Source organism: Psychromonas sp., from assembly GCF_983033635.1.
The window spans coordinates 1-2678 of the sequence record NZ_CEZLMY010000014.1; the positions used below are offsets into that span (position 1 = coordinate 1).

Here is a 2678-nt window from a genome sequence, read left to right on the forward strand (position 1 = left end):
ATCGATAATATCCTCAGCGTTGTGATCCCTTTTTTCACTGATCGCTGCAAATCGACAAATAGCAGGATTGGCTTTGCTAGTTTTGCCATCGTATTTATAAAAGCCAGCGCCACCTTTTTTACCAAGCAACTGCAGCTCATCATAAACGGTTGTTAAAAGAGGACAGACAAGCATACGTTTGCCAAAGCCCTCCTCTAAAATCTTGGCTACTTTATAACCGACATCAATTCCAACCTGATCAGCAAGCTCAAAAGGTCCCATCGGCATACCAAACTCGGTGATAGCCTTATCAACCATCTCAATATCTGCGCCCTCCTGCAGCAGATACACAGCCTCATTCATATAGGGAAGTAAAATTCGATTAACCAAAAATCCCGGGCAGTCTTTTACCACTATAGGGCTCTTACCCCAACCTTTGACCATAGCAACCGCTCTCGCTATAGTCTGCTCACTGCTCTTCTCTCCACGAATAATCTCTACCAGAGGCATACGGTTTACAGGGTTAAAAAAGTGCATACCGCAAAAGTTATCTGGTCGCTGCAGCACCGAGGCCATCTCAGTAACCGATAGCGCAGAGGTATTGCTGCACAGTAGCGCCGAATCAGAGAGGTGCGTCTCAGTTTCTGCAAGTACCTGTTTTTTAATCTCCATATTCTCCACAACCGCTTCAACCACCAGATCTACGCTGCCAAATCCCTGATAGTCTACGGAGGCACCAATGCGGTTCATCGCCCTATCTATTTGTCCCTGTTTCATCCGGCGGCGTTTCTTTAACTGTGCAAAATACTCACCCGCCTGGCCATAGCCCAAGGCAATGGCATCCCAGCTGATATCTTTCATTCTCACCGACAAACCACGGTGGCTCAGCAGCCAGGCTATCCCCCCTCCCATTACACCAGCGCCGAGAACCGCTGCTGATTTCGGCGGGATAATTTCACCTGCAAAATCGGACCCTCGCTCTTTTTTTATCTCCTCATTTAAGAAGAAAAGTGCGACAAGATTTTTTGATATCTCTCCCACGGCCAGTTTGGAAAATGCTTCTAACTCGCGCTCCATTCCCTCACTTAAACTGCACTTTGTAGACAAGAGATCAAGGACAGCAAGGGGCGCCGGATAAAACCCTTTGCTTTTTTTCATTACATTTTTGCGCGCTTGCTTTATAACAAAGGATCTGCCGAAGGAGGTTTTTAACAAGGAGTGCACAACAGACTCTGTTTTCCCGCGCGGTTTTCTTTTTTTCTTTAGCGACAAACGAAAAGCGCTATCACGTAATTTTTGCAGAAAGCTTTGTTGCTCCTCTTCTAAAAGTGCAGCCGCGACAACGTGATCAACCAGCTTGATTTTCTTCGCTTTGCCGGCATTAACGGTTTTACCGGGAAGGATAATTCCCAGCGCCTCGGGAAGTCCAATTAAACGCGGTAAACGCTGCGTCCCCCCCCAGCCGGGAATAATACCCAGTTGTACCTCAGGAAGCCCTATCTTAGTTTTAGGGTTGTCAGTCGCCACGCGAAAATCACAAGCTAAAGCCAGTTCGCAGCCGCCGCCCACGCAGGCACCGTTTATGATTGCCACCGTAGTTTGCGGAAGAGCGGCAATACGCGAGAAAAGATCCTGTCCTACTTTGCCTTTCTCTCGAGCCTCAATCTCACTATCAATAGCGCGAAGCTCCTCAATATCTGCCCCAGCGATAAAAATATCCTTTTTAGTGCTCTCAAAACTGACAACTTCGCAACTGCTGTCACTGCTGTCACTGCTGAGAGCAGTTATCACCTGATTCAACTCTGTCATTACAGCACTGGAGAGTTTATTTACCTTCTCTCCAGGCAGATCAAAAATCACCCGTACCAACCACTCAGCTTTCTCAACTCGAATCGTTTCCATTATTCAACCTCCAGCACTAGAGAAGCACCCTGTCCACCACCAATACAGAGGGTTGCAAGTCCCCGCTGTAAACCACGACGTCGTAATTCATGCAGAAGCGTTAATACCAGCCTGCCTCCCGTCGCACCAACGGGATGACCAAGCGCGATTGCCCCGCCATTTACATTCAGTTTGTCACGATCAATGACACCAAGGGCTTTTTCTCTGCCCAGATATTTTTTAGCAAATTGATCACTGGCAAAAGCACGCTCATTAGCAATTACCTGCACGGCAAATGCCTCATTTAATTCAATCAGATCAAAATCATCGATTGTTAAAGCAGTTTTTGTCATTAACACAGATGTAGCGTAGGTTGGGCCTAAACCCATACGGGCTCCATCAAGTCCTGCATAACTATAATCTCTTAGGTATCCCAATGGTTTTAAACCACGTTGCTTCGCGGTTGATTCAGCCATCACCGTAAAGGCGACCGCGCCATCGGTTATCGGACAGGCATTACCCACTGTGATGCTTCCCGCGATCCGATCAAAATAGGGGCGTAGCTTCCCTAGCGCTTCTATGGTTTGATCGCTGCGCGGACCATTATCCTCATGCTGTATGGTTTTATAGTGCGGCGCAACGGGCACGGGGATAATCTCCTCTGCAAGTAGCCCCTTTGACTGTGCTTGTGAGGCGCGTTGATGGCTAAGCAGGGCAAAAGCATCCTGTTCCTGACGACTGATAGAAAATTCACGGGCAAGCACTTCGGCGGTTTCCCCCATATTCAATCCACAAACGGGATCCGTCAGGCCCAATTC

The 2678-nt window shown here is 47.9% G+C and carries 2 protein-coding genes; both read right to left on the reverse strand.

Features of this window, described 5'->3' with window-relative positions:
- Positions 1-1881 (reverse strand): 3-hydroxyacyl-CoA dehydrogenase NAD-binding domain-containing protein (locus tag AC4GME_RS03330; protein WP_490379009.1); only part of this gene is annotated, 1881 nt, incomplete at its 3' end.
- On the reverse strand, positions 1881-2678 hold a 798-nt coding region (locus AC4GME_RS03335), incomplete at its 5' end, for a thiolase family protein (protein WP_490379010.1). The genes AC4GME_RS03330 and AC4GME_RS03335, both read right to left, overlap by 1 nt.